26 protein-coding genes, 2 tRNA genes and 4 pseudogenes are annotated in these 26,755 nt (G+C 34.7%); 18 read left to right on the plus strand and 14 right to left on the minus strand.

Annotation, left to right across the window (positions count from 1 at the left end; translation table 11 throughout):
* Positions 1 to 161 precede the first annotated feature (161 nt).
* Entirely contained in the window at positions 162 to 1,241 is a 1,080-nt protein-coding gene (gene fbaA, locus L950_RS01705) for a class II fructose-bisphosphate aldolase (protein WP_021192276.1), read from the minus strand.
* A 225-nt stretch (positions 1,242 to 1,466) separates the two neighbouring features.
* On the opposite strand from fbaA, the gene L950_RS01710 reads away from it, so the two are divergent.
* The 7 genes from L950_RS01710 (at position 1,467) to L950_RS01725 (ending at position 6,509) form a co-directional block, all read left to right on the plus strand.
* Positions 1,467 to 1,814: an ArsC family reductase gene (locus tag L950_RS01710; RefSeq protein WP_021192277.1), complete on the plus strand. Its 348-nt coding sequence runs from the start codon at positions 1,467 to 1,469 to the stop codon at positions 1,812 to 1,814.
* A 104-nt stretch (positions 1,815 to 1,918) separates the two neighbouring features.
* Entirely contained in the window at positions 1,919 to 2,323 is a 405-nt protein-coding gene (locus tag L950_RS31545; RefSeq protein ID WP_231576768.1) for a hypothetical protein, read from the plus strand.
* Positions 2,324 to 2,361: 38 nt separating this feature from the next.
* Positions 2,362 to 2,793: a hypothetical protein gene (locus tag L950_RS31550; RefSeq protein ID WP_231576769.1), complete on the plus strand. Its 432-nt coding sequence runs from the start codon at positions 2,362 to 2,364 to the stop codon at positions 2,791 to 2,793.
* An 83-nt stretch (positions 2,794 to 2,876) separates the two neighbouring features.
* A complete protein-coding gene (locus L950_RS31555; RefSeq protein WP_231576770.1) occupies positions 2,877 to 3,566 on the plus strand; it encodes a M1 family aminopeptidase in 690 nt (229 codons plus the stop codon).
* Complete coding sequence (locus L950_RS31560) at positions 3,496 to 3,846, plus strand: hypothetical protein (protein ID WP_231576771.1); 351 nt, start codon at positions 3,496 to 3,498, stop codon at positions 3,844 to 3,846. The genes L950_RS31555 and L950_RS31560 overlap by 71 nt, the downstream gene beginning before the upstream one ends.
* A 110-nt stretch (positions 3,847 to 3,956) precedes the next feature.
* A complete protein-coding gene (locus tag L950_RS01720) occupies positions 3,957 to 4,661 on the plus strand; it encodes a hypothetical protein (RefSeq protein ID WP_021192278.1) in 705 nt (234 codons plus the stop codon).
* 360 nt (positions 4,662 to 5,021) lie between these two features.
* Positions 5,022 to 6,509, plus strand: coding sequence for an amino acid permease (locus L950_RS01725; RefSeq protein WP_021192279.1), 1,488 nt, complete (start codon positions 5,022 to 5,024; stop codon positions 6,507 to 6,509).
* A gap of 83 nt (positions 6,510 to 6,592) precedes the next feature.
* Here L950_RS01725 and L950_RS01730 read toward each other — a convergent pair whose 3' ends face one another.
* Positions 6,593 to 6,829: an FtsB family cell division protein gene (locus L950_RS01730; protein WP_231576781.1), complete on the minus strand. Its 237-nt coding sequence runs from the start codon at positions 6,827 to 6,829 to the stop codon at positions 6,593 to 6,595.
* Positions 6,830 to 7,209: 380 nt separating this feature from the next.
* Here L950_RS01730 and lpxB point away from each other — a divergent pair.
* Positions 7,210 to 8,317, plus strand: a pseudogene (gene lpxB / locus L950_RS01735) (lipid-A-disaccharide synthase).
* A 65-nt stretch (positions 8,318 to 8,382) separates the two neighbouring features.
* Positions 8,383 to 9,021 carry a hypothetical protein gene (locus L950_RS01740; protein WP_021192283.1) on the plus strand — a complete coding sequence of 213 codons (639 nt, stop codon included), beginning with the start codon at positions 8,383 to 8,385 and terminating at the stop codon, positions 9,019 to 9,021.
* Positions 9,022 to 9,063: 42 nt separating this feature from the next.
* On the opposite strand, the gene L950_RS01745 is transcribed toward L950_RS01740, so the two are convergent.
* The 3 genes from L950_RS01745 to L950_RS01755 all read right to left on the minus strand — a co-directional run bounded on the left by L950_RS01745 (position 9,064) and on the right by L950_RS01755 (position 12,132).
* Positions 9,064 to 10,026 (minus strand): DUF3810 domain-containing protein, encoded by a 963-nt coding sequence (locus L950_RS01745; protein ID WP_231576772.1) that lies wholly within the window; start codon positions 10,024 to 10,026, stop codon positions 9,064 to 9,066.
* A 122-nt stretch (positions 10,027 to 10,148) separates the two neighbouring features.
* A complete protein-coding gene (locus L950_RS01750) occupies positions 10,149 to 11,204 on the minus strand; it encodes a nucleoid-associated protein (RefSeq protein WP_021192285.1) in 1,056 nt (351 codons plus the stop codon).
* A gap of 22 nt (positions 11,205 to 11,226) precedes the next feature.
* A complete protein-coding gene (locus L950_RS01755; RefSeq protein WP_021192286.1) occupies positions 11,227 to 12,132 on the minus strand; it encodes a histone deacetylase in 906 nt (301 codons plus the stop codon).
* 128 nt (positions 12,133 to 12,260) lie between these two features.
* Here L950_RS01755 and L950_RS01760 point away from each other — a divergent pair, with 128 nt between their 5' ends.
* Together L950_RS01760 and L950_RS01765 are read left to right on the plus strand one after the other, a co-directional pair.
* On the plus strand, positions 12,261 to 12,896 hold the full coding sequence (locus L950_RS01760; RefSeq protein ID WP_021192287.1) for a YceH family protein: 636 nt from the start codon (positions 12,261 to 12,263) through the stop codon (positions 12,894 to 12,896).
* 176 nt (positions 12,897 to 13,072) lie between these two features.
* Positions 13,073 to 13,951, plus strand: a pseudogene (locus L950_RS01765) (DUF72 domain-containing protein).
* Between the two features lie 110 nt (positions 13,952 to 14,061).
* Here the strand turns inward: L950_RS01765 and eno are convergent.
* The 8 genes and pseudogenes from eno to L950_RS01805 all read right to left on the minus strand — a co-directional run bounded on the left by eno (position 14,062) and on the right by L950_RS01805 (position 20,576).
* The gene (gene eno, locus L950_RS01770) at positions 14,062 to 15,357 is read right to left on the minus strand and encodes a phosphopyruvate hydratase (RefSeq protein ID WP_021192290.1); all 1,296 of its coding nucleotides are present in this window, start codon (positions 15,355 to 15,357) and stop codon (positions 14,062 to 14,064) included.
* Between the two features lie 211 nt (positions 15,358 to 15,568).
* Positions 15,569 to 16,668, minus strand: a pseudogene (gene carA / locus L950_RS01775) (glutamine-hydrolyzing carbamoyl-phosphate synthase small subunit).
* 280 nt (positions 16,669 to 16,948) lie between these two features.
* Complete coding sequence (locus tag L950_RS01780) at positions 16,949 to 17,281, minus strand: TM2 domain-containing protein (protein WP_021192291.1); 333 nt, start codon at positions 17,279 to 17,281, stop codon at positions 16,949 to 16,951.
* Positions 17,282 to 17,394: 113 nt separating this feature from the next.
* Complete coding sequence (gene obgE / locus L950_RS01785) at positions 17,395 to 18,393, minus strand: GTPase ObgE (protein WP_021192292.1); 999 nt, start codon at positions 18,391 to 18,393, stop codon at positions 17,395 to 17,397.
* 44 nt (positions 18,394 to 18,437) lie between these two features.
* Positions 18,438 to 19,005 (minus strand): annotated as a pseudogene (locus tag L950_RS01790) (adenylate kinase).
* 69 nt (positions 19,006 to 19,074) lie between these two features.
* Positions 19,075 to 19,148 (minus strand) — tRNA-Arg (locus L950_RS01795).
* Between the two features lie 474 nt (positions 19,149 to 19,622).
* On the minus strand, positions 19,623 to 20,333 hold the full coding sequence (locus L950_RS25660; RefSeq protein ID WP_021192294.1) for a hypothetical protein: 711 nt from the start codon (positions 20,331 to 20,333) through the stop codon (positions 19,623 to 19,625).
* 169 nt (positions 20,334 to 20,502) lie between these two features.
* Positions 20,503 to 20,576, minus strand: a tRNA-Arg gene (locus L950_RS01805).
* Positions 20,577 to 20,763: 187 nt separating this feature from the next.
* Between L950_RS01805 and L950_RS01810 the strand changes: the two genes are divergently transcribed.
* Positions 20,764 to 21,591 (plus strand): alpha/beta fold hydrolase, encoded by an 828-nt coding sequence (locus L950_RS01810; protein WP_021192295.1) that lies wholly within the window; start codon positions 20,764 to 20,766, stop codon positions 21,589 to 21,591.
* Between the two features lie 74 nt (positions 21,592 to 21,665).
* On the opposite strand, the gene L950_RS01815 is transcribed toward L950_RS01810, so the two are convergent.
* Complete coding sequence (locus L950_RS01815) at positions 21,666 to 21,884, minus strand: hypothetical protein (protein ID WP_156169482.1); 219 nt, start codon at positions 21,882 to 21,884, stop codon at positions 21,666 to 21,668.
* Positions 21,885 to 22,475: 591 nt separating this feature from the next.
* On the opposite strand from L950_RS01815, the gene L950_RS01820 reads away from it, so the two are divergent.
* The 6 genes from L950_RS01820 to L950_RS31580 all read left to right on the plus strand — a co-directional run bounded on the left by L950_RS01820 (position 22,476) and on the right by L950_RS31580 (position 26,726).
* Positions 22,476 to 23,087: a TetR/AcrR family transcriptional regulator gene (locus L950_RS01820; RefSeq protein WP_021192297.1), complete on the plus strand. Its 612-nt coding sequence runs from the start codon at positions 22,476 to 22,478 to the stop codon at positions 23,085 to 23,087.
* Position 23,088: 1 nt separating this feature from the next.
* Positions 23,089 to 23,400 carry a nitroreductase family protein gene (locus tag L950_RS31565; RefSeq protein ID WP_231576773.1) on the plus strand — a complete coding sequence of 104 codons (312 nt, stop codon included), beginning with the start codon at positions 23,089 to 23,091 and terminating at the stop codon, positions 23,398 to 23,400.
* Positions 23,391 to 23,720, plus strand: a complete 330-nt coding sequence (locus L950_RS31570; RefSeq protein ID WP_231576774.1) for a nitroreductase family protein — start codon at positions 23,391 to 23,393, stop codon at positions 23,718 to 23,720. The genes L950_RS31565 and L950_RS31570 overlap by 10 nt, the downstream gene beginning before the upstream one ends.
* A gap of 53 nt (positions 23,721 to 23,773) precedes the next feature.
* Positions 23,774 to 24,475 carry a DsbA family oxidoreductase gene (locus L950_RS01830; protein ID WP_021192298.1) on the plus strand — a complete coding sequence of 234 codons (702 nt, stop codon included), beginning with the start codon at positions 23,774 to 23,776 and terminating at the stop codon, positions 24,473 to 24,475.
* A 143-nt stretch (positions 24,476 to 24,618) separates the two neighbouring features.
* Positions 24,619 to 25,581 (plus strand): chromosome segregation SMC family protein, encoded by a 963-nt coding sequence (locus L950_RS31575; RefSeq protein WP_231576775.1) that lies wholly within the window; start codon positions 24,619 to 24,621, stop codon positions 25,579 to 25,581.
* Positions 25,578 to 26,726: a hypothetical protein gene (locus tag L950_RS31580; protein ID WP_231576776.1), complete on the plus strand. Its 1,149-nt coding sequence runs from the start codon at positions 25,578 to 25,580 to the stop codon at positions 26,724 to 26,726. The genes L950_RS31575 and L950_RS31580 overlap by 4 nt, the downstream gene beginning before the upstream one ends.
* The last annotated feature ends 29 nt before the right edge of the window (positions 26,727 to 26,755 follow it).

A 26,755-nucleotide genomic window follows, 5' to 3' on the forward strand; every position in this document is an offset into this window, starting at 1 on the left:
GTATAACTATCCTGCAAAATATGCACCATTCCTGACTTTAAGATAAAATTTAGCAGATTTTAACAAAAATAAATAAAAAACATAGCCCCAACAAAAAAGCGTACGAAGTGAAATTACCTCATACGCTTTTTAGTACTACTTAAATGTAGACTCAATCGATATTATAACTTGCTATTAACATCAATTGCATTCAATTCTTGGAAAGCTTGTTTCAAACGTGTAACGAAAGCTTCTTCTCCCTTACGTAACCAAACGCGGGGATCGTAGTATTTTTTATTTGGAGAATCAGCTCCTTCAGGATTACCGATTTGACCTTGTAAATAATCATGGTTTTTAGCTTCATACTCACGAACACCATCCCACATAGCCCATTGCATATCTGTATCGATGTTCATTTTGATTGCACCATATGAAATTGCTTCTGCAATCTCCTCAGGAGTTGAGCCCGAACCACCGTGGAAAACAAAATTAACAGGTTTATCAGCAGTTAAATTAAATTTCTCGCGAATGAATTCTTGTGAGTTATGTAAAATAACAGGTTGTAATTTTACATTTCCCGGCTTATATACTCCGTGTACATTACCAAAAGCTGCTGCTACAGTAAATTTATCAGACACCTTTGATAATTCTTCATAAGCATAAGCTACCTCTTCCGGTTGTGTATATAATTTTGAACTATCAACATCAGAATTATCGACACCATCTTCTTCACCACCTGTTACACCCAATTCGATTTCAACAGTCATTCCAAGCGGCTTCATACGTGCTAAGTATTTTGCCGAAATCTCAATATTTTCTTCAATTGGCTCTTCAGACAAATCTAACATATGAGAAGAGAATAATGGTTTACCATGTTGTGCGAAAAACTTCTCACCAGCATCTAATAAACCGTCGATCCAAGGTAATAATTTCTTAGCAGCATGGTCTGTATGCAAAATAACTGCAACACCATAGTGCTCTGCTAATAAATGAACGTGTTGAGCAGCAGCTACAGCACCTAGAATACATGCCTTTAATCCATCATTATTTAACGTTTTACCAGCATAAAATTGTGCTCCACCATTTGACAATTGAATAATCACTGGTGAGTTAACCGCTTTTGCAGTTTCCATTACAGCATTAATCGAGTTTGTACCAGTTACGTTAACAGCTGGTAATGCGAATTTGTGCGTTTTTGCTAATTCAAACAATTCTTGTACTTGATCTCCCGTCAATACACCTTTAAAATCTTTTAGGCTCATATTATAATTTGCTTTTGTTATTTATAATCTCACTATTTATGGACTAAGTTAAAAAAAAATATTGTTCTACATAATTTATAAAGTGTACTTATTACACTAACACAATGATCCATGCTCACTGAATAAATAAGTTTACCCAATAGCATCTATAATTTAATATTCACCTATACGTTATTGGATATCAATTACAATTTCTCTAAGTTTGAATTAAAATATAGAACAAACATGTTACACGTATACGGAATTAAAAACTGCAACACAGTGAAAAAAGCGATCAATTGGTTAGAAGAACACCAATTGCCTTATACATTTCACGATTATAAAAAGGAAGGGATCTCTGAAAATAAACTTGAGGAATGGGAAAAAGAAATCAGTTGGGAAAAACTGCTGAATAAAAAAGGAACCACATGGAAAAAACTTGATGTAGAAGAACAAGCGACCGTTACAGACGCACACACCGCTAACCAAGTTTTGATCAAAAACACAAGTATGATTAAAAGACCTGTAATTGAAGGAGGAAAGCAAATTTTGCTCGGTTTCGATGAACTAGAATACGCTTCCTCTCTAAAATAATCGTTACAATCCGACTATTTCTTCGAAAAAATTTAACAATACATCTTTTCATACTATATTTAGGCAGAACAATCCCTACAATTAAGTATGAAAGATTACCCTTATTGTCAATAAGTATTCTGTCCTTATCATTATCAACTCCAAGTTTTGCTCAACAAATAAGCAATTATAGTTATACTGAAGCATTTGCTCCTTTATTTTTTAATAATAATGGTGATGAATTTCGCTCAGCAAGTGGAAAACCAGGACCAGCTTACTGGCAAAACAATGCTGACTATAAAATTACAGCAACATTAGACGATCGAAAAAATACAATTGCTGGAAATGTTGAAATTAATTATAGCAATAATAGTCCAGATCAGCTGGACTATGTATGGCTTCAGTTAGACCAAAATATGTTCTCCAAAGAAGGTCGAGGTAAAGCCATATCTCCATTAACAAAAAGTAGATATGGTGATGCTAACGCAAGTTTGATGGTGGCTATACGATATCTTCTGTCACCGATCTAACTGGTAAACCAGTTGATTATATCATCACCGATACCCGCATGCAAATTAGGCTAACTCAAGCCTTAGCAGCAAAAGGTGGTAAAACAGGCTTTAAGATACAATATTCATACACAATACCAGAGTATGGTGCCGATAGAACGGGAATACTAAAAGCCGCCAAAGGTAATGTTTTTGCCATCGCACAATGGTTCCCTAGAGTATGCGTTTACGACAACATTCGAGGATGGAATACAATACCTTATACGGGGCCTGGCGAATTTTATCGTGAATTTGGTAATTATCAGGTACAGATAACGGCTCCCGCGAATCACATTGTAGTTTTGGGGGGAGAACTTCAGAACCCACAAGAAGTATTTACGGCAGAACAGTTTAAACGCTATGAAAATGCCAAAAATAGTGACCAGACAGTCATCATACGTTCTGCACAAGAGGTCGCTCAAGCAAACTCAAGACCAAATAAAAAAACCTAACGTGGAAATACATTTTAAATAATGCGCAAGATATTGCATGGGCTTCTTCCTCTTCTTTTATATTGGATGCAGCGAGAATTAATTTGGTCAATGGAAAAAAATCACTTGCTATTTCTGCTTACCCAGAAGAAAGTAATGGTAATAATGCCTGGGAACGTTCTACCGAGTATACCAAAGCGGCCATTGAACATTACTCCAACAAATGGTTTGATTATCCCTATCCTGTAGCTGTCAACGTAGCTTCCAATGTTGGAGGCATGGAATACCCTGCATTATCTTTTTGTGGCAATAAAGCACGTGCTGGATCCTTATGGGGAGTAACAAATCATGAATTTGGCCATAACTGGTTTCCAATGATCGTATCCAGCAACGAAAGAGAATTTGGCTGGATGGATGAAGGATTCAACTCTTTCATAAATGAAATTGCAACCGAAAGTTTCAATAACGGTGAATATTTTAAACAAGTTGGGGATCCAAACAGTCAAGCAGTCCGATTTACAGATCCTCGCTTAGAAGCGATAATGAATACACCGCAAAGCATGGATGAACGCAATATTGGTATATTGCTTTACTATAAACCTGCTTATGGTCTCAAATTATTAAGAAATGAAATTATTGGCGCAGAACGTTTTGATTATGCATTCAAAAAATACATTTCTGATTGGGCCTATAAACATCCGACACCAGAAGATTTTCCGTTCAATGGAAAATGGGACAGGGGAAAACTTAAATTGGTTTTGGCGCGGTTGGTTTCTAAACAACTGGCGTCTTGATCAGGCAATCAATAAAGTAACATACATAAAAAATGACCCTAAATTAGGTTCCGTTATTACGGTTCAAAATTTAGAAAAACTTCCTATGCCTGTAGTAGTTGAAGCCACAACAGTATCAGGAAAGAAAATTCGAAAAAAATTACCCGTAGAAGTTTGGGAAAGAAACCAATCTTTTGACTTCAAAATAGATTCAAAAGAACCTTTAATATCAGTTCAATTAGATCCTGATAAAGTTTTTCCAGACCATGTTCCGGAAAACAATATCTGGACAGCAAAATAAAAAACAGAAAATCTCATATACAATCATATATGAGATTTTTTTATTAAAATAATTTCTTTTAAATACATTACTACTTATATTTATGTATTTTGGTTATATAAAAAGGAAAAATGAAAACAGCATTCATACATAGTTTAAGCATATTGACACTTCTGGGAATTACCAGTATCTTCAGCAATCTCAAAGCGCAGGAAAAAATAAAAGGAATTGCCATGGAATTGGTCAGTAGTCAAAAAATTGAAGGAGTTTCTATCAAAAATACCCGTACAAATAAAATTGTGCAAACAGATCAAGAAGGCAATTTTATCATTGATGCTCAATTGAATGATTATTTAGCGATAGAGGCTACCGGATATGAAAAAGACACTGTTTTTGTCTATGATTATGGTGTTAAAAGAGTCTATCTAAATAGATTAAATTCAGTAATTGAACTAAATGAAGTCTATATTGAAAGAATGACAGATAGTAGATTAATTGCAGAAATCAATGCAACAAAAATCGCGGGAAAATACTCTGATGTTGGTCAACAACGTGGCGGTATCCGTCTCTCTCCTTCTCGACTATTTAGTAAAGAAGGAAAAAGAGCACGTCAAAACTACAAACTTTTAGTAGAGGAGCAACATAAAAGAGCTATCGATCGTAAATTCACAGATGACTTAATCCAATCCGTAACGCCTCTAAAAAATCCAGATTTGGCACTTTTCAAAGAGCAATACAGACCGACTTACAAATTCATTGAGCAAGCCTCAGCAGAAGATGTTAAGCTGTATATTATAGATGCCTACAAAAAATACAACACGAAAAAAGGAAAATAGTAAATTCAACTTTATTATAAGTTCAAAAAAGCTTTAAACCAAAATATTTCACATATAAGGTTTAAAGCTTTTTTATTTTTAAAGCCTTTATACGAACATTGAATCATTAACGCGCAGATTCTTTACCATTCTGTGTTCAAACTCCCCATACTTTATTAAAAATTTCTTTCTTTTATTTTGAACAAGTTTAAATAAGTTAGGCTATGTAAAAATACTTTACAACAGCTTTATAAACATTAATTATCATTATATCAAGAACAGAAACAAAAAAAACTTCCTCTTTTTTCATATAAAAAACTATATTTGACTTTGAAAAGACAATCAATAAACATTAAAAAACAACCCACTTAAAATATATTTATGCTTTTTAAAAAATCGATTAGCAAATTAATCGCAGAAGCAGAGCTAAATGGCCAAGGTACATTAAAACGTACACTCTCCAGTTCTGGACTTATTGCATTAGGAGTAGGTGCCATTATAGGTGCAGGCTTATTTTCACTGACAGGTATAGCGGCGGCCGACCATGCTGGTCCTGCTGTAGTACTCTCTTTTATTATTGCGGCTGTAGGCTGTGGTTTTGCAGGTTTATGTTATGCAGAATTTGCATCGATGATCCCGGTTGCTGGATCTGCTTATACCTATTCATATGCTACGATGGGTGAATTTATGGCGTGGATAATTGGATGGGATCTAGTGTTAGAATATGCTTTGGCAGCAGCTACGGTATCTGTTAGTTGGTCCCAATACTTCAATCAACTTCTCTTAACATTAGGCGTCGAAATTCCAACTCAATTTCTACATGGTCCTTGGGAAGGTGGTATTGTCAATGTTCCTGCAATCATCATTGTTTGTTTACTATCACTACTTTTAATGCGTGGTACAGAAGAATCTTCTTTTGTAAATAACATTTTAGTTATTCTAAAAGTTGCTGTAGTTCTAATTTTCATTGTATTGGGTTGGGGATTCATAGATCCAGCGAATCACACACCTTTTATACCTGTCAATCATGGAGAAGAAATGGTGAAAAGTGGCCAGTTAAGTTTCTGGAGTTTTCTGGGAAGCGATGATTTTGGTCATTTTGGTTTTAGCGGTATCCTGAGAGCGGCTGGAGTTGTATTTTTTGCTTTTATCGGTTTTGATGCCGTTAGTACTGCTGCGCAAGAAGCTAAAAACCCTAAAAAAGGAATGCCAATCGGTATTATTGGTTCTTTGATCATCTGTACCTTACTATATGTATTGTTTTCATATGTATTGACTGGATTGGCACCTTACACTGAGTTTAAAGGTGACGCCAAACCTGTTGCCACAGCATTTGCAAAAACAGGTTATACCTTCTTAAACACAGCTTTAATCGTAACGATTATCGCTGGATATACATCTGTAATTTTGGTCATGCTTTTAGGACAAAGCCGTGTATTTTATTCAATGAGTAAAGATGGTCTATTACCTCGAATATTTTCAGATCTATCAAAAAGACAGACTCCTTGGAAAACAAATTTAATTTTCATGGTATTTGTAAGTATTTTTGCCGGATTTGTGCCCGTATCTGATTTAGGCCACATGGTCAGTATTGGTACCTTATTTGCATTTACATTAGTGTGCATAGGGATACTTGTATTACGCAAAACAGAACCAAACCTGGAACGTCCATTTAAAACACCATTTGTACCGCTTATTCCAATACTCGGTATTTTAGTCTGTGTATTAATGATGGCATCATTACCTATTGAATCTTGGGAACGATTAGGCATCTGGATGTTGATCGGTGTAATAATCTACTTTGTTTATAGCAAAAAACATTCGAAAATTAGAAAAGAATATGCCGCAGAGCATAAGACTAAAGAATAACATAAAAAGGCTGTTTCGATTTTGAAACAGCCTTTTTTATGTTATTGTAATAATGCAATATCCTAAAGAAAGGAAACTTAGATTTAATTTTCTTCTTTTGGTTCTACCTCGGTTACAATATAAACATCCTCATTTTCTTTCTTCATTTTATATTTTTCACGAGCTATCCTTTGCACTTCACGTTGATCAGAGCGGATGTCTGTTATGGTTTCAATAATACTCTCATTTTCTTTCTCGTAAAACGCTTTCTCTCTCTCCAAATTACTTTTTTGATGCTGGTAACTATATTGTGTTGCAAAATCATTACGATCAAAAAACACATCCAAACAGTAAAAGCTATACCAGCTAAAAAATATTTGTTTCGAATAAGTGCTAAAAATCTATCCATAGTACAAAAGTAATATTTAAGATCTATACATGCTAAATCTCAATTAAATATAAAAACATTTATCTGAAAATTAGCTGAAGTCTAATTATGAACACATTAATTATGGAAAAACTGCGTGATAATCATCTATTATAAAAGGAACCTGTAACTTTCTTCATTAGAAATGCGCAATCATCATCAAAAAATGAATCACCCATACTGTTTCCATAAAACGATAAATCCAATATCATTACTTTTATATAAGCGCAATAATATTGCGGATCTAAGCAAAATTATCTAAGTTTAACCCTATTATTGAATAGAATCGAGCAAATGAAATATTATCTTATAGCAGGCGAATCTTCCGGAGATTTACATGGTGCAAACTTGATCAACGCATTAAAAGTCGAAGATCCAAACGCTACCTTCAAAATCGTAGGCGGCACACAAATGGAAGAGTCTGCAAATCAAAAAGCCTTAATACACACTTCGGAAATGGCCTTTATGGGCTTTGTCGAAGTATTAAAAAACTTAAGTACCATTCAAAAAATTTAAAAAAGGTAAAAGAAGATATTATTAAAGAAAAGCCTGATTGTGTCATTTTAATTGATTTCCCTGGCTTTAACTTAAAAATCGCAGATTTTGCCAAGAAAAAAGGTATAAAAACATGTTACTATATTTCTCCAAAAGTATGGGCATGGAATCAAAAACGTGTGATTAAAATTAAACGTGTCGTCGATCACATGTTCTGTATCCTTCCCTTTGAAGTCGATTTTTATAAAAATGGAAAATGCCCGTTGACTATGTTGGAAATCCATTACTAGATGCCATTTCATCTTATAAATTCAATCCTAATTTCATTACTGAACAACAGCTCAGCGAACGGCCAATCATCGCATTGCTGCCTGGTAGCCGTAAAATGGAAATAGAAAAGTTATTACCGGTTATGGCAAATTTAACCTACCTCTTTCCAATGCATCAATTTGTAATTGCAGGAGCACCAAATTTTGATAAATCATACTACCAGCAATACATTGGTGATCAAAATATACCGATTGTATTTAATACTACTTACGATTTATTAAAACATGCCGAAGCAGCAGTCGTAACAAGTGGGACAGCAACATTAGAGACTGGAATTCTTAAAGTACCTCAAGTCGTTGTTTATAAAGCCAATGCACTATCTATATGGATTGCTAAACAGGTCATTAAAGTAAAATTCATTTCGCTGGTCAATTTAATTAATGACTTCTTGTCTGTAAGAGAATTGATTCAAGACGATTGTACCACTTACGATATTGCACAAGAGTTAGATCAATTGATCAATAAAGCAGAATACCGGGCAAGTGTAATGGAAAATTATGAAACATTGGCCCAAAAACTAGGAGAACCAGGAGCATCAAACAAAACCGCTAAATTAATTGTTCAGTATTTGAAGTAGCGCATTAAACCTTCAAAAACGCTATTCGTCAAACAGATGTTTTTTAACATAAAAAACAAATAGCCATGAAAAAAATAATTACAATTTTTGCCCTTGCTTTTTTGGGATTTCAGTCATATGCACAAAGTAATGTTGAGCACATCAGCAAATTAGAAATTGGGAAAAAGGCTAAAAAAGTCTACAATACCAAATCCTCAGACTCGACGATTAATTTGCATATTGACACGTTGATAATGGGCGATAAAGCTTCTTTGATGTTTTACGCAAACAAAAATGTCATTTTAAATGTTGGTCACGCCATTATAGGTAATAATGCTTCTATTTCAGGGACAGATGGAAAAAATAACGGTTCCAATTTTGATATTCAAGCTAATATTCAAAAATTAGGGTCGCTGTATATTATAGCGAAAGGAGATAATGCCTTTAATGGAACAAAAACATTTCCAAATGGTAATGGTGGAAATGTTAAATTAACACTTTCAGAAAATAGCATTGTACCGCAAAGAGAAAATAAAAAACAACCTAATTATTTGCAGATTGCAAATGAAGGTGGTGGTAAAAATGTCAATGCAACCAGCGATTTAAGATCTATTTATGATCGCGTGAGACAAGCTCCAGCTGGCTTGAGAGGACTTCCTCAAGGTCAGATCTATTCCGGTAGCCCGGGAACAGATGGCAAGACTGAGATTATAACGATTAAATAAGAAAAAGCGAGCAATGCTCGCTTTTTCTTATTTAATATCATTTTAAAGGCATCCTTTAAGCTTTAATTCATAAGCGACCACAAGTCTAGTCATTCTATCATAGCGGGCCATACCCTCCTTTTGATTATTATGCTTCAAATAGCCATTATAGAAGATACCAAAGACTTTATTAGTCCAGCCAGTATAATTGCTCCAAAAAATAGCTTCCTCCTTCAGATCAGCTACTACAAGTTGGGAAAGCCGTTTTTTATAAGTAGCAAACAATTCCAAATCTATTCCCCTAAGCTCCTGTAGCATATATGATGTTGTTTGTAAATAGCTGGAATAGCGGTAAAAAAGCTCTGGATGATTTTTCAATCGCACATAGGCGATAAAATTTGCTTCGTCTTCAAAACCAACCCCCTGTTGATGAGCCAATTCATGAACATACGTAAAAGGACTAGAAAAAACAGGCATTGCTGTATTCACATGTGCTTCATGTGTAAAAGGATTAAAATATCCTGACACACCAAAATAGGAGACCCAATGACTATTAAGGGGACCCTTTGCACCGACTAAAGTCGTTGAAAGAAAAGATTGAAAAGTCGTATCCGACTGTACTAATGCTATCATCTCTCTTTTTATCTTTTCATCCTGATGCTCCCATTGCTTTGGATTTATTTGGGACCGCAAAACATTTGTCGAATCGAGACATGTTTCCAGAACAACAAGATAATCAGCTAACTTTAGACTATCTGTGCTTAAACCTATATTTTGTACAATGGGTATCCGGTAATAGTTCATCCCCCAGCTTATGTAAAAAAACAAGTATAAGCCCAAAATTACGTTAATAAGATATACTATGAATCTACCTGCATAAGCATATCTCTTTTTAAATAAGTACTTAACAACATTAACGATTAATAGTAAAAGACAACAAACAGCAAAAAAGTAAAATAAGTCCCCAATACTAAAAGGTAAATAACCAAAAAAACTTGTGGTAAATATGAAAAAGAAGGATACCACATTCTTGAATAATAGTGCTCAACAAAAAAGTATTTCCTTCCAGAATAGTGATTATTGCAGTAATAAAACACAGTATTGCAAAACAGATAAGTGGTTTCTTTAGCATAAACATTGTTTAGATATTAGCTCTCATTTTCAAAATATAGCTTATAATAATTCATCCCCTTATCTTCATCAAATCCCTTTTCAATATATTCTCTTTTACCATGCAAATAAACATGAAAATTTTTATCCAGCTTTAATACGGTCTTATAAGATGCTTCCATTTTTTTAACCGCTTTGTCGGCGATATCAAAACTGCTTTGAAAAGGAGAATCAAATTCATCTTCAAATCCAGATCGGAAGTCATTAAACATTGTTGCTGCAATAGGATTACCAATTACTTCCTCCTCAAATTCCTCTTGATCAAAAGTCTCTTTTTCTTTAAAGTAATTCAATGATTTATTGAGCAGATCAATCTTATCAGCCTTTTCTAACTCAAACATATCATCCAATTTCTCATTTACAAAGTTTTTATAAACTTTCAAATAGTTACCCGTCTGATTAAAATCATCATTACGAATTTTTATCTTTAGAAAATCATCTTTCCAATAAACTGCCTCGGTTTTATTCGTTTGATCGACAACCAGCACCTTATAACCTTCCTCTTCTTCTACATTAACTATGATCACACCCTTATCCAACTTATTAATATTAATTGCTTCTTCCTCATAATCCAATTGAAAACCACCTTGATTCGGATATACTTTTAGATAAGTTTCCTTATTTTCTGACTTAAAAATTCCGACAGCATCATAATTATCCCCCTCAATCTGTACATTTTTCAATGAAACCACATACACCTCACCAGGTTTGATCTTCGGGTGCATACAAACTTCATATAAGTGTTTTGCTATCTGCTGAGAATAGTCATGAAAAGCTAATTGCTCATTAAAGAATTGCTTTGTAAAATGAAAAATTTCATTTAACGCCAGCTCTCCATTGGGATGAAATAAGCGATAAACTTCATTTACCTTTGCAAAAGGACTCATAAAATATTGCATGAGCAGAGGGGGGAGTACATCGTCATTCTCAAGTGGAACTGGTTGCTCTGATAATATATAAAATTCCTCTTGTGACTTGTTGCCTACACGATGGATAGAAAGTTGATCGAAAGTAGCATCTTGATGAAAAAACATATTTCCTATTTAAATCTTATTTTTAAAAATTATATAAATCGACAGCGATTTTAAATGTTTCGCAATGTGCATTAACAATATCTTTGATATGCAAAGAATAGCCTTCCCCCATACAAACTTGAACTGGAACCTGATATTGCAAACAATTTAACAGAACAAACTCATCTCTTAATCGACAGCCTGCTGGAGAAAGTTTCAATTTCCCCAATTTATCTGTCGCCAGAATATCAACTCCGGCCTGGTAAAAAACAAAATCTGGTTTGACTTTGTTAAAGAGATTCGGCAGATGCTTGCTAAGCAACTGCAAATATACATCATCAGTTATACCATCCGAAACAGGAAGATCCAAATCAGAACTTTCTATGATAAATGGAAAATTTTTATCCCCGTGAATCGAAAAAGTAAAAACATCTCGGTCGTCTTGAAATATATGAGCGGTTCCGTTGCCCTGATGCACATCGAGGTCGATGATTAAAATTTTTTTTGCCAGCTTATTTTTAAGCAAATAACGAGCGGCCACAGCTTGATCATTCAATAAACAAAAGCCTTCTCCAAAATCATAACCCGCGTGATGCGTTCCACCTGCAATATTAAACGAAATACCATTTTGTTGTGCATATAGTGCGGACTTTATCGTACCATCTACCAGATAACGTTCACGATCAACTAGACTCCTTGTTAAAGGAAAACCAATTCTCCGAACCATCTTAGGATCTAATGTCAGATCAAATAAAGCCTGCACATAGCCGGGGTCATGCGCTAAACAAGCAATTTCAAATGACACAAGTAGAGGTTCAAAAAAATTTTCCGCTTTCACTACCCCTTCGTGCAATAGCTGTAATGGAATCAATTCATATTTTTCCATCGGAAATCGATGGCCTGCACGTACAGGATGAATATATTCGGGATGGTACGCGATCTTTAACAAAGCTGTATATTTAAAACTTCACTAAGATAATAAAAAGGATATTTAATGGTTTTTATTGTGGATAATATTTAAAAATAATTGTTTCCCCCTCTAAAAAATAGCATATTTGATTTCAACTAATTAAATTTATGGAACTTAGCACCAAACCACAATTATCAGCCGAAGAGCAACGTGTATTAGGCTCTTTAATCGAGAAGTCAAAGGTCACCCCAGAATATTACCCGATGTCACTGAACGGTCTCCAAAGTGCCTGCAACCAAAAAACGGCTCGAAGACCTGTGGTACAATATTCCGATGAGACCATTATCAATACCTTAGCCATACTGAAAAAAAAGGGTCTTATCGCGCATGTTGTAGGTGGAGGTAGCCGTGTGACAAAGTATAAACATAATTTTGCCATACAATTTCCATTAGTTCCATCAGAACTAGCAATCATCTGTCTTCTACTACTTCGCGGACCATTAACAGCCGGAGAAATAAATTCAAATTCAGGTCGTCTGTATGATTTTGAAGCCTTGGAAGACATTACAGAACATCTTGAAAAATTAGCATCAGAAGGATTTGTAAAAGCATTAGAAAAACAACCAGGACATAAGGAAGTGCGATATATACATTTACTCGGTGATATCGATTTGGAACAATTTGAGCAAATACATCCCCCTTCCGAAAATACGGTACTCCTTCATAAAAGAATTGAAACATTAGAACAAGAATTAGCACAATTGAAACAACAATTTCAAGAACTTTGGGATGAACTGCATTAAAATAGACTGCTTATTTTATCCTTCTTTCAATGTGATTTATTAAGAATCGCGAGCGCACAATGGTAAGCTCAACTTCAAAAAAGATCATGTGATGTTAGATAAAAATAAAATCGGTTTACATTATTTAAATCCGCAGCTTCGCTTTACTTTTTATAAACAATATAAAACGGAACAACATGAAATTTGGACAGGTATCAAATCCACAAGAAATAGATTTTACGTTACCCCCTACTTCCCCGGATACGCTAAAATTATTAAAAAAGAATAAAAACAAGGAAGCATTTGCCATCTATGTCGGATGTGCTAAGTGGAATAAATCGGACTTAAAGGGCTTTTATCCGAAAGGAACGAAAGATGAACTTCCCTACTACAGTAGCCAGTTTAACAGTATTGAACTCAATGCAACCTTTTATAATGCACCATCAAAAGAGCAAGTTGAGACTTGGAAAAAAAAGACTCCCACAGACTTTAAATTTTTCCCCAAAATACCGCAATCAATAAGTCATTATAGCCGTCTATTAAACACTGATGAAAAAGTAAAGGAATTTACAGATAATATCGCTCTCTTTGAAGAAAAGTTAGGAATGATCTTCTTACAAATGCATGATAACTATAAACCAAAAGATATGGAACGCCTCCGTGAGTTTATCTCTAAATTTCCGAAAGGACTACCACTTGCAGTATAAGTTCGTAATCAGGAATGGTTTTCCAAAGCTGAAACAGCAACCGCATTTTACAAGTTACTTGAGCAATTTGACATTACAAATATCTTAGTTGACACAGCAGGAAGACGCGACCTCTTACATATGCATTTAACTACTCCATCGGCATTCATTCGCTATGTCGGAGCCAATGATCCGTCTGATTACACCAGATTGGATGACTGGGTTATGGTCATTAAACAATGGCGGGAAGCAGGTCTACAGAAACTATATTTTTTCATTCATCAAAACATCGAACTGGAATCACCACTTTTAGCAAGTTATTTCATCAAAAAGCTGAATAAGGAATTAAAACTTGATTTACATATCCCAGGTAGTGATAAATTATTTTAAAATTATCACTTAGCAGTGCATGATATAAATTGTAACTCTAGCTTAGAATATCATGTAAAAAAAGAGGCATCCTTAAATAAAGGATGCCTCTTTTTGATATTTATTGCAAATTATTTTTTCGCAAAACGGAAGTTCTTTCCAATAAAACGAGCATTTGCACCTAATTCTTCTTCAATGCGTAACAATTGATTGTATTTAGCCATACGATCAGAACGTGAAGCCGACCCAGTTTTAATTTGACCACAGTTCAAAGCAACAGCTAAATCAGCGATTGTTGAATCTTCAGTTTCACCAGAACGGTGAGACATAACCGAAGTGTAGTTTGAATTCTGTGCCAAAGTAACAGCATTAATTGTTTCAGTTAAAGAACCAATTTGATTAACTTTTACTAAGATTGAATTTGCAGTATCTGTATCGACACCTTGTTGCAAGCGTTTTGTATTTGTAACAAATAAATCATCACCAACCAATTGGATAGTAGCGCCAATTTTTTCTGTTAACAATTTCCAACCTGACCAATCATCTTCCTGCATACCATCTTCGATAGATATAATTGGATATTTTTCAGTCAATTCTGCTAAATAAGCAACTTGTTCTTCGGAAGTACGGATAGCACCTTTATCACCTTCAAATTTAGTATAATCGTATTTACCGTTTACATAAAATTCTGAAGCAGCACAATCTAAAGCTAGACAAATATCAGAACCTGGTTTGTAACCAGCTGCTTCAATTGCTTTTAATACAGTTTCAATAGCATCTTCAGTACCATCAAAAGTCGGAGCAAAGCCACCTTCATCACCTACTGCAGTAGATAGACCGCGGTCATGCAAAATCTTTTTCAAGTTATGGAATACTTCCGTTCCCCAACGTAAAGCTTCAGAGAATGAAGGAGCGCCTACTGGCATAATCATAAATTCTTGGAAAGCAATAGGAGCATCAGAGTGAGAACCACCATTAATGATGTTCATCATCGGAATAGGTAATGTATTAGCATTAACACCACCAATATAACGGTATAATGGTTGACGAGACTCTTGGGCAGCAGCTTTTGCAACAGCTAAAGAAACACCTAAAATAGCATTAGCGCCTAAGTTTCCTTTATTTTCAGTACCGTCCAAATCAATCATGATTTTGTCGATTGCATTTTGCTCAAAAACATCAACACCTGCTAAAGCCTCAGCAATTTTAGTGTTTACATTTTCTACTGCTTTCAAAACACCTTTACCTAAGTATTTTGATTTATCACCATCACGCAACTCTACTGCTTCGTGAACACCTGTAGAAGCACCAGAAGGCACTGCAGCACGTCCAACGAAACCATTTTGTGTCGTTACATCTACTTCGATAGTAGGATTTCCGCGCGAATCCAAAATCTGACGCGCATGTACATCAATAATTAAACTCATTGTAATATTGGTTTAAACTTTTTATATAGTATTTTATACAATACTTAGTGTAATTTTTACACTAAAAAATTATATTCTGATTTAATAATCAAATATAAATAAAATTGAGCTTATTAAAAAACGTAAACCACAATTTTATGGCAAGAATGAATATATAAAGTGCAAAAAAAGAGGTTAGCAAATTGCTAACCCCTATCTTTATACTAATCGATTATTTTTTAATTAACTCAATGAAATCATCAAATAAATAACGTGAATCATGTGGACCAGGTGACGACTCTGGATGATATTGTACCGAGAACGCATTTTTTCCAATTACACGGATACCTTCAATCGATTGGTCATTTAAATTGATGTGCGTAACTTCAACTTTATCTGACTGTTCAATATCTTCTGCAACAACACCAAAGCCATGATTCTGAGAGGTAATCTCACAACGGTTAGCAATAATATTCTTAACCGGATGGTTGATACCACGGTGACCGTTGTGCATTTTTTCGTACGGATATCATTTGCCAAAGCCAATATCTGGTGTCCAAGACAGATTCCAAACATCGGTTGGTCTGCCGCTAAGATATCTTTTACCGTTTGAATTGCGTAACTCATCGCTGATGGATCACCAGGACCATTAGAGATGAAATATCCTGCAGGATTCCATTCTTGCATTTCTGCAAAAGTAGTTTTAGCAGGGAATACTTTTGCATACACTTCTCTTTGAGAGAAATTGCGAAGAATATTCTTTTTAATACCTAAATCTAATACTGCCACACGTACAGGAGCATCTTCATTACCATAAAAATAAGGTTCTGTTGTAGAAACCTGAGATGATAATTCAAGTCCATCCATGGAAGGAACAGTAGCTAAAGTAGCTTTTAATGCTTCAACATCTAAGTTTTCAGATGAAATAATAGCATTCATTGCACCTTTATTACGGATATGACGCACCAAAGATCGCGTATCAATATCTGAAATACCAACTAAATTTCCCTCTTCAAAATAGCTCTGAATAGATTCGTCGGCCATTTTACGACTATAGTTAATATTATAATTTTTACAAACTAATCCTGCGATTTGAATCTTACCAGATTCAGTATCATCTTCATCAATTCCATAGTTACCAATATGGGCATTGGTTGTTACCATAATTTGTCCGAAATATGAGGGATCGGTAAAAATCTCTTGGTAACCTGTAGTTCCGGTATTGAAACAAATTTCGCCAGTAGTCGTTCCAATTTTTCCCGCTGCTTTTCCGTGATAAACCGTTCCGTCTTCTAAAACTAAAATTGCAGGCAATTTGCTGTAGTTGGTCATTATTTATTAAATATAAAATTGTTTTTCCTAATTCCTTGCTTTATCGAAGTTTTGGTGTATAAAAAAAGCCCTAAATGGGCTAAATAATCAATTAACAATTGATTCAACGATAACGAAATTATCGTTTTTTACAACATTTGCGAAAGCATTTACTTCAATTTTCACAGGAGACAAAGGTATAACAAAATCATCAAAGTAAAAAGACTTTTTTTATAATATTGTGATATTCCAAAAATATAACGTTAAAATCACCAATCTTAATAAGATAATGAAGTGTTTATTAATTACTTTCAATTACATTGCCCGATGCATCGCGAAAATTCCCAATGACAATCATAACAAGATCAATAATATACCAGATACCACATCCGCCAAAGGTCAATAATTGAATAATCCCAGTACCGATCTTACCTACATAAAAACGGTGAACACCAAACGGTCCTAAAAAAATACAAAGTAATAAACAGGCTAACCACCTTTCATCTTTATTTTGATTATTAGATTGCTGGGTATAATACATCGGTTGACGAACACCACATGATGGACATATTTCTGCCTTTGCATTAATAATAGCTCCGCATTCTACACAATATTTTTGTGCCGCTTGATTCATAATTTAATTAGTTTAAACACTAAAGTTACAAACTACCGTTCAATACAGGAGCTAAAAAATAAAAAAAGCGATTACATCGTATGTAATCGCTTTTTCTACCAAAAAACAATCAATTACATATTAATTGCTTTCCAGATCATATCCTTCAATTGCAAAATATTTTTTCCTGCAACAGATGATATAAAGATATACGGTAATCCTTCCGGAACTTCTTTTTCCATTTCTCTCTCCAATTCATCATCCAACATATCAGCCTTAGTAATTGCCAATAATTTTGGTTTATCACGAAGTTCTGGATTATAAACTGAAAGCTCATTTAATAAAATATCATATTCCTGCTTTATCGTGCGCTCAGTATCTGCGGGCACCATAAACAGCAACACAGAATTTCGTTCAATGTGTCTTAAGAATCGATATCCTAACCCCTTACCTTTAGAGGCACCCTCAATAATACCAGGAATATCTGCCATTACAAAAGATTTCCCATCACGATAACTCACGATACCAAGATTAGGAACTAAGGTAGTAAAAGGATAGTTCGCAATTTCAGGTTTCGCCGCTGAAACAACAGATAATAGTGTAGATTTTCCCGCATTTGGAAAACCAACCAATCCTACGTCAGCTAATACTTTCAACTCTAGAATAATCCAACGCTCTTGTCCAGGCAAACCCGGTTGTGCAAAACGTGGCGTCTGCTGAGTTGAAGATTTAAAGTGCCAGTTACCTAATCCACCTTTACCACCAGGAGTTAAAATTTGTGTCTCTCCATCCTCGGTGATTTCAAATAAAACCTCTCCCGTTTCAGCATCTTTAGCCACTGTCCCTACAGGAACCTCTAAAATTTCATCCTTCCCTGAGGCACCCGTACTTGTAGCAGAACTACCTGATTCACCACTGGAAGCAATGATATGCTTCCTATATTTTAGGTGCAATAAAGTCCATAATTGTGTATTCCCTTTAAGGATAATATGACCTCCACGACCACCATCACCTCCATCGGGTCCACCCTTCATGGTTGTTTTATCTCGATGTAAGTGCGCTGAGCCTGATCCTCCGTGTCCCGATCGACAACACACCTTCACATAATCGACAAAATTAGAACCTTGCGCCATAGAAATAAAATATATTTGTTATTAAAACGTCTCCGCTTTATTATTTAATAATTGTCAATAATAGCAGTCAATTCTCCAAAAATAAAATCGATATCACCAATACCGTTTACTTTGGACAATTTACCTTGTGCTTCATAATAAGGTAACACATGAATAGTTTTTGTAAAATATTCATCAATACGTTTTACCAATTTATCAGCAGCATCATCCGCACGGCCAGAAATCTCCTGACGTTTAGCAATGCGTGTTTTTAATTCATCTTCATTTACATCTAAAGCTATAACTACAGAGATAGAAGAATTAATACCAGTTAAAAATGCGTCCAACGCTTCTGCTTGTGCCACAGTACGTGGAAAGCCATCAAAAATAAATCCTTTTGCGTCCGGATTTTTCTTCACCTCCTCTTCCAACATCGCAATCGTAACCGAATCAGGCACTAAGTTTCCGTCAGCAATAATCTGACTGACTTGTTGACCTAGAGCTGTCTGGTTTTGAATATGAGCTCTAAAGATATCACCTGTTGAAACATGAACTAACTGATATTTATCGATAAGCTTCTGCGATTGTGTTCCCTTTCCTGCCCCCGGAGCCAAATATTACAAGGTTTAGCATAGTAGTATTTAGAGTAATAGAGTAAAAAATAAAAGCCTAATCGCTATATTGATTAGGCTTTTCAAATAGTGCGCTCAAAGGGAGTCGAACCCCTAACCTCCTGATCCGTAGTCAGGTGCTCTATCCAATTGAGCCATGAGCGCGTCAACCATTACGTCATCTTCATTGCTGTTCTTCCGTTTTGGTGATGCAAATATACGCAAAATAGCACTGCCTCCAAATTTTTTTTCAATTTTTATCTAATAGACTGATAATGAAACAAAATAAAAAATCATCAATCAAATACAATTATGCTTAATCATAATCAACAGATATAAAGAGCTCGCACACGGCGAAATTCGATATATAGAACCACCAAAGAAGAATTTTTAATCCCTAAATCACCCATTATACATATTCAAGTTATTTCATCTTTGAAAGGATTATCTTAAAATAATTAAAAAAAGTTTCCCAAAACTCTAAGCAATTTTTTCAGTTACTATATAAAATGCTGATTGCATTTGAAATACTTTACCTGTACCTCTGTCAACGCATAAACTAGATCTTATTTTAAAAATAGAAGAAAATAAAAACCTTTTAACCAGGAAGACTCGTATAAAAGGAATATGGAATATTCTTTATTCCAAATCACCAAATTCAACATACAGCTGTTTGTGGTTTATAAAACTAACCGGTCGTTTAGTACCCAGAATCATTGCCTTCGACTTACTCCAAGAAAAAGGAACACGATTCTCCCTTTCCTTCAAAACGAGCAGCTGATAAGACTTGTCTGTTTTCATCTGCTTAACATCCGATAACTTAACAGACAAAACCTCATGAAAATCAGGTTTTCTACTGATCAAATGGCTCAGAAATTGTTCTTTCATATTTCCGAATAAGATGTACTGCAAATTTACAGGCCTTGGATTATCTTTATCAAACTGTTTATAATAGACAACCTGCTTGATTTTAAGAGAAATCGAATCTAAAAGCTTAAATCCTCCCCTTTCAAAATGACCTCTATATACATTTGCCCTAAATACTTTGGTCTGATTAACCATTTCTGGCAAAACAAAAACTTCTGGTTCAATCGTATAAACAAATTCTTCAGGAAATGCTAAACGGCTAGTGCGATATTGCTCTAGATCGGCCTTAGAAAATTCAAGCTCCAGAATAATCTGATAGTCGTGTGGCTGATGAAACATAGGTAAATGTTCAGCATATATAGTCTCTATCCCCATCAATAACATTCCATGAATATTAGGCTTATCAGGATAATGAGCTTGCTGGGCAGATATTATTTTGAAAGTGAAGAGTAAAAAAAGCAGACAAATACTTTTATAATTCATTTTGGCGAAATTTAAATATAGCAACAAAAATAGCGGATAGTTAAATAAAGAGTTTAAACGGAGTGTCATATTCCTATTAACCTCAATTAAACTATATGATGAAACCTTCTTTTAATAATTTGGAATGGAACAAAAAAAGCTTAGTCGTAATGACTAAGCTTTCTAGTAGTGCACTCAAAGGGAGTCGAACCCCTAACCTCCTGATCCGTAGTCAGGTGCTCTATCCAATTGAGCCATGAGTGCATTTTGAGCGACTTTTATTTAAAGTCATACCCCTTTGTTTGGTGATACAAATATCGGGACTTTTTTCAATTCTGCAAACTATTTTTAAACTTTTTTAGACAAAAAAAGTAATATTTTTATTATCTTATTGATAGTATTACATTTACAAAGGTTATTTTTTTAATATTTTTTTCACAAAGACGTACTTATGTCCAAAAAAGAAACGAAACTCAGCAAAATACGTATTGACGACATCAGCATTTCATATATGATAAGACCTAGTAAGACAGATAAAGCTGAAAAAACAGTTATCTTTTTACATGGTTTCCCTTTCAATAAAAATATGTGGCGCGCACAGATGCAACAATTAGACGAACAATTTATCGGAATAGCAATAGATATTAGAGGACACGGACACAGCACGCGAGGTCATGGCTTTTTTAGTGTGGATGTTTTTGCAAAGGATTTAATCCAATTCATCACACATTTAAATTTAAATAACGTTGTACTTTGTGGTGTTTCGATGGGAGGCTACATTGCACTGCGCACTTACGAATTAATAGGAAGTACACTTCAAGGACTCATTTTAAGTGACACCCATTCTTTTGCCGATAACAATATGGCAAAACAAAAACGTTTTGATTCAATCCAAGCTTTACTAAAATATGGAAAACGTCCATTTTCATTAGGTTTTATTGAAACAGTATTTTCAAAAAAGACATTAACTGAAAACCCAGAAGCGATTGAAACAATAAAGAGTGCCATTCGGCGAAACGATCTGCAAAACATTTGTGCGACACAATTAGCATTAGCGGCCCGTACAGATACAACAGCTATGTTAAACACTATAACAGTGCCCACATTGGTCATCAAAGGGAAAGAAGATAAGTTAATCACAGATCTACAGACCAAAACCTTACTTGACAATATTGCCCACGTTAAATTTATTGAATTTACGGAATCAGGTCATTTACCTAATTTGGAAGAGCCCGAAAAATTCAGTGGAGAGGTCAACTCCTTCTTAAACTCGCTCTAGTTACAGACATAAAAAAATGCAGTGGATAAAAATCAACACTGCATTAAATTGGATGTACCAAAAGAAAACATTTCTTATAAACCACGGTATTTACTTTGTTTATATTTAAAGAAATCATTCAAATGTTGTAAGTTTTCTTTTCTTTCCTCCGATTTACGGTAAGAAATAATGGAATCCCATATAAACAAAGCGAACACCAATATTGCAAAAAGAACAGGTATGCTCAAGAAGCTACCCGTAGTACCCTGCATAATTAACCAAGTTGAAACAATAACCGTTAATAAAAATTTCATAATAAATCCTAACATTTCGTATAATTTAAAGTGACTGAATAATACGCTGACTCTACCGCCAGACGTCTGAATAAAACCTGTGATGCCGTATCTTGAAATCGCTAGCCTACTGAAAAATATAAATGATCAGAAAACTAAATGGTGGAGAAGAACCAATATATTGATAAATCAAAATATCAGGTCAATTTTCAAAAAAATCAATAGTGTATGGAGAAGGTAAAACTGGTAAGTTTTAGCACTGATTTATATTTAAAAACTGACAAAAATTAAAAAACTTATAGTAATTAATTTCACATCAACTTCAAATGTACTAATTTTTTTAGACAAAAACAAATGCTACGCGGAAAATTTTAGCTAAATAACGAGTTACTTGATTTTGTAAACAGCTATAAAATAAGAGCAAATAAAAAAATAACCTCTAATTAACTCCAGTACTGCAGCCAAATCTTAATAATAACAAATTGCTTTTTTAGACAAACTCTACGATTGAATAATTATAATCTGTCATAAAAATGTACTAAATTTTACAGGCTATTTAATTTAAAAAAATCATTGTTACTTTTGCTAACACTGTTAACTAAAGTTTTAAAGATGGGTGTATCAGAGCGGAAATTGCGAGATTTAGAAAAAATTAGGTTACAAATAATTGAACAATCCTGGCTTATTGTACAGGAGGAAGGTTGGCAAGCACTATCCATTAGAAAAATAGCAGATGCCATTGAATATAGTGTTCCTGTTATTTATAAACATTTTGAAAACAAAGATGCTATTGTAGCCTATTTTACAAAAGTCGGTTTTTCTTTGCTTGCAACACAACTTGCATCTGCTGTAGATTCAAGCAGAACCGCAGACCTGAACTTGTATCATCTAGCGACATCTTACTGGAAATTCGCATTCGAAAATAAGAAATACTATGAAATTATGTTCGGTTTGGGTATTCCCCAATGCGAAGTTGTGAACAGTATCAAAGAGATGAAAGTCGCATCAGATGTCATGTTAAATTGTATTTCCAAATGTATTGAAGAGAATCAAGTCGAACAAATTGATCTATTTTTAAAATTCAAAACCTTTTGGTCTATTTTACATGGTATTATTACCATCGAATTCATATCAAATACAGCAACAGATCCAGAAGTAGTATCCCCTATCCTAACAGATGCTATTGAGGGATTTATTATATCATTAAAACACCACAATAAATAACATGAGTTTATTAGAAGATTTAAAATGGAGATATGCCACAAAAAAGATGAATGGCACTCCAGTAGCACAAGAAAAAGTTGATTACATTTTAGAAGCTGCTCGTTTGGCTCCTACCTCTTCTGGGCTACACCCTTATAGAGTAATTGAAATATCAAATCGCGAATTGAAAGCAAAAATTCAACCTATCGCTTACGGTCAATCCCAAATCGTAGACAGTTCACATATTTTAATATTCGCAGCTTACGATTCCTATACTAAAGAACGTGTAGAAGCACCATTGCGCAACAGGCGGAAGAAAGAGGATTGCCAATAGGGTTTGCAGATGATTATAAAAACAATCTTTATACACAATTATCAGCGTTGTCCCAAGAACAGCAATTTAACCATGCGGCACGTCAGGCTTATATTGGTTTTGGATTAGCCGTAGCCGCGGCGGCAGAACAAAAAATTGATGCAACTCCTATGGAGGGTTTTAACAACCAACAGTTAGATGCCCTACTTGAGTTAGACAAATTAGGCCTTAAATCGGTTACAATCTTAGCCCTGGGTTACCGCGATGAAGCAAACGATTGGTTAGTTAACTTAAAGAAAGTAAGACCAAGCCACGAAGATTTCATTATTAAATTCAACTAAAACATATTTTGGGAACTCAATTATTAGGAGTTCCCGATTCTTAAACATACATTATGAAAATAGAAATTTGGTCGGACATCGTTTGTCCATTTTGTTATATTGGTAAAAAAAGATTAGAACAAGCATTAGCTTCATTTCCTCATCGTGATGAAGTTGAGATTATTTGGAAATCTTATCAACTACACCCGCAATTCCCACAAGATGCGGCTGGTATTCCCGCAGTAGAGTACATTAAAAATGCGAAAGGTCTAACTAAGGAAGAAACTTTAGGTATGATGCAACAGGTTCAGTCCATAGGAAAATCTCTAGAGATTGATTTTGATTTCGAAAAATCACTAATTGTCAATACCCTAAATGGACATCGTCTTATACATTTTGCACAAGAACATGGTCTTGGTAATATTTTAAAAGAACGCCTACTAAAAGCCCATTTCAGTGAAGGAGTAGACGTTAATGATACCAATATATTAGTAAACCTAGCCGCGGAAGTGGGGATGGACAAAAAAGAAGTCCAAGAAATGCTGTTTTCTGATCGTTTTACTTACGAAGTCACTCAGGATATTCAAGAAGGTGTAAATCTAGGTTTACGTGGCGTTCCATTTTTCGTATTTAATCAAAAGTTTGGTATTGCTGGAGCACAACCTTTAGAAATGTTTGAACAGACACTCCGTCAAGCATATGAAGATGCTAAAACAGTTATTATCATGAATGATAATGAAGGACCTAGCTGCGACAGTGAAACCGGAAATTGCTAATAGTTTACTATTAGCAATTTTGATTGTCAGACATAACCAAAGAGTTAGCTAAACTTCTGCTCCCGAATCCCAAAATCGTGCAAATAAGTTGAACTTATTTCTTAATTTCGTTTCCTATTTAATGCAGAAAAATTGTAGTATAAATGCAGTTAACTAAACTAGAAATAAAAGGATTCAAAAGCTTCGGCGATAAGATTACAATCAATTTTAATGAAGGCGTCACCGCAATTGTGGGCCCAAATGGTTGTGGCAAATCAAATGTCGTCGATGCGATACGTTGGGTTTTGGGAGAGCAGAGTACACGTATGCTCCGTTCAGAAAAAATGGAAAACATCATTTTTAATGGGACGAAAAATCGTAAAGCGGCAAACCTGGCAGAAGTTTCACTCACTTTTGACAATAATAAAAACGTACTTCCAACAGCATTTACAACAGTCACTGTGACACGTAAGCTGTTTAGAAACGGTGATAGTGAATACCGATTAAACGATGTAAAATGTCGCTTAAAAGATATTACAGACTTGTTTTTAGATACAGGAGTTGGAGCAGATTCTTATTCGATCATCGAACTGAGAATGATTGATGAAATCATCAATAATAAAGAAAACTCCCGTCGAAATCTATTTGAAGAAGCATCTGGAATATCCAAATATAAAGTCCGTAAAAAACAAACGCTAAATAAGCTAAGAGATACTGAACTTGACTTGAGTCGCGTAGATGATTTAATGTTTGAGATTACCAAAAATCTAAGATCATTAGAAGGACAAGCTAAAAAAGCAGAAAAATATACGCTTTTAAAAGATGAATACCGCCAGAGTAGTATCAATTTAGCCTACTACCGCATTGCCGATTTTAGCAGTGAACTGGAACGTCTCCAAGGTCAGGAATCCAAATTAAACAAGCAGAGTACCGACGCACAAGAACATATTAATAAAGCTGAAAATGCACTAAAGCAAATCCGAGAAGACAATCTGGAGCAGGAAAAAAATGTTTCCATACAACAGAAAGCCACCCAGGAATTTATTAATAAAATCCGAAATTACGAGTCGGAAAAAAAGTTAAAAACGAACAGCTTAAGAATCTTCAGGATAAAGAAAGCAGATTGAATTTTGAAATCAACAATGACAATCAACAACTCAATCATGTTCTTTATACGATCAAAAGGTTAAATGAAGAGTTATTTCATGAGCAACAGCAATTGGATAATTTCCAAACAAACCTAGAAAAGGATAAATTTGAAGTCGAAGAGCTAAGAGGTCAGCAACAAACTGCCAAAGGAAAATTAGACAGCTATAACAAGGCCAGTACAACTTTACAGGACAATATCTATAAGCTTGAAAAAGATATTGCTGTTTTAAATATTCAAAAAGAAGCTTTATTACAAGAATCCATCCGAACGGTAACAGATACTGAATCCAAAGAAGCTGAGTTAAATCAATTTAATATTACTGTAGCTGAATTAGAGGGCCGTGTAGAAACGCAGCAACAACAGTATGAGACCGCCATACAGATGGAAGAAGAATTGCAATCGCAAATTCAAAATCATACAGCAAATATAAATACCCTTAAGGACGAATTAAATAAAGAGTCAAGGTTAGCAGATGCGAAACAGAATGAATATAACTTAACTAAATCCTTAATTGATAATTTAGAAGGCTTTCCTGATTCAATCCGATTTCTAAAGAAGAATGCAGGTTGGAAAAAACAACCGCCATTATTTTCAGATGTTCTTTTTTGCGAGGAAGACTACCGCGTAGCTATTGAAAATTACCTGGAATCGATCATGAATCACTATGTCGTGGAAACACAGCAAGATGCGGTACAGGCAATTAATCTTTTAAGCGATGCTGCACGTGGTCGTGCAAATTTCTTCATATTGGATGCCATCCCATCCATAAAGACATCTTCATCGATTAATGATGATATCTTAACTCCAGCTTTGAATGTTATTACTGTTGATGACAAATTCAAGCCTCTTTGCGAAGTTTTATTACAAAATGTCTATATTTTGCAACGAGAACGCGACCATGAACTTGAATTACCATTGCCCGAGGGAGATATTGTTATTTTGCAGAAAAATGGTAAATTTTCGAAAAACAGGTTAGGTCTATCAGGTGGTTCTGTGGGATTATTTGAAGGTAAACGAATCGGACGCGCTAAAAACATCGAAATCTTAGCAAAGGAAATCAAAGCTCTTAATGAAAACATCAATAAGCTACAGGATCAAATAGCCGACGAATCCGGACGTTAGCAGCATTACAGTCTAATTCCCAAAAGGAA

It is taken from the genome of Sphingobacterium sp. IITKGP-BTPF85 (assembly GCF_001006065.1).
Taxonomy (GTDB): Bacteria; Bacteroidota; Bacteroidia; order Sphingobacteriales; family Sphingobacteriaceae; genus Sphingobacterium; species Sphingobacterium anhuiense.

Bases quoted from the DNA above. Each gene is read 5' to 3' on its own strand.
- L950_RS01740 (WP_021192283.1), top strand. From the start codon at position 8,383: ATGAAAAAAATAATTACAATTTTTGCCCTTGCTTTTTTGGGATTTCAG.
- L950_RS01750 (WP_021192285.1), bottom strand. From the start codon at position 11,204: ATGTTTTTTCATCAAGATGCTACTTTCGATCAACTTTCTATCCATCGT.
- eno (WP_021192290.1), bottom strand. From the start codon at position 15,357: ATGAGTTTAATTATTGATGTACATGCGCGTCAGATTTTGGATTCGCGC.
- L950_RS31560 (WP_231576771.1), top strand. From the start codon at position 3,496: ATGGAAAATGGGACAGGGGAAAACTTAAATTGGTTTTGGCGCGGTTGG.
- L950_RS25660 (WP_021192294.1), bottom strand. From the start codon at position 20,333: ATGAATTATAAAAGTATTTGTCTGCTTTTTTTACTCTTCACTTTCAAA.
- L950_RS01820 (WP_021192297.1), top strand. From the start codon at position 22,476: ATGGGTGTATCAGAGCGGAAATTGCGAGATTTAGAAAAAATTAGGTTA.
- L950_RS01830 (WP_021192298.1), top strand. From the start codon at position 23,774: ATGAAAATAGAAATTTGGTCGGACATCGTTTGTCCATTTTGTTATATT.
- L950_RS01725 (WP_021192279.1), top strand. From the start codon at position 5,022: ATGCTTTTTAAAAAATCGATTAGCAAATTAATCGCAGAAGCAGAGCTA.
- L950_RS31550 (WP_231576769.1), top strand. From the start codon at position 2,362: ATGCAAATTAGGCTAACTCAAGCCTTAGCAGCAAAAGGTGGTAAAACA.
- L950_RS01760 (WP_021192287.1), top strand. From the start codon at position 12,261: ATGGAACTTAGCACCAAACCACAATTATCAGCCGAAGAGCAACGTGTA.
- L950_RS31565 (WP_231576773.1), top strand. From the start codon at position 23,089: ATGAGTTTATTAGAAGATTTAAAATGGAGATATGCCACAAAAAAGATG.
- L950_RS01720 (WP_021192278.1), top strand. From the start codon at position 3,957: ATGAAAACAGCATTCATACATAGTTTAAGCATATTGACACTTCTGGGA.
- L950_RS01815 (WP_156169482.1), bottom strand. From the start codon at position 21,884: ATGAAATTTTTATTAACGGTTATTGTTTCAACTTGGTTAATTATGCAG.
- L950_RS01780 (WP_021192291.1), bottom strand. From the start codon at position 17,281: ATGAATCAAGCGGCACAAAAATATTGTGTAGAATGCGGAGCTATTATT.
- L950_RS31575 (WP_231576775.1), top strand. From the start codon at position 24,619: ATGCAGTTAACTAAACTAGAAATAAAAGGATTCAAAAGCTTCGGCGAT.
- L950_RS01710 (WP_021192277.1), top strand. From the start codon at position 1,467: ATGTTACACGTATACGGAATTAAAAACTGCAACACAGTGAAAAAAGCG.
- fbaA (WP_021192276.1), bottom strand. From the start codon at position 1,241: ATGAGCCTAAAAGATTTTAAAGGTGTATTGACGGGAGATCAAGTACAA.
- obgE (WP_021192292.1), bottom strand. From the start codon at position 18,393: ATGGCGCAAGGTTCTAATTTTGTCGATTATGTGAAGGTGTGTTGTCGA.
- L950_RS01810 (WP_021192295.1), top strand. From the start codon at position 20,764: ATGTCCAAAAAAGAAACGAAACTCAGCAAAATACGTATTGACGACATC.